1 rRNA gene is annotated in these 240 nt (G+C 48.3%); it reads left to right on the plus strand.

What is annotated here, in order from left to right:
• Positions 1-240, plus strand: a 23S ribosomal RNA gene (locus AC2FA3_RS15585); the annotation flags it as partial.

A 240-nucleotide genomic window follows, 5' to 3' on the forward strand; every position in this document is an offset into this window, starting at 1 on the left:
GATTATAGACGGTAGAGCACTGATCTGGCAAGGGGGCGTAAAGCCTACCGACCCTAGTCAAACTTCGAATGGCTATAATTAAGACCCTGGGAGTCAGACTGCGAGTGATAAGACCCGTAGTCAAGAGGGAAACAGCCCAGACCGCCGACTAAGGTCCCCAATGCTGTACTAAGTGGAAAAGGATGTAAGACTTCATAAACAACCAGGATGTTGGCTTAGAAGCAGCCACCATTAAAAGAG

It is taken from the genome of Janibacter sp. CoH_79_TC_3, from assembly GCF_058197955.1.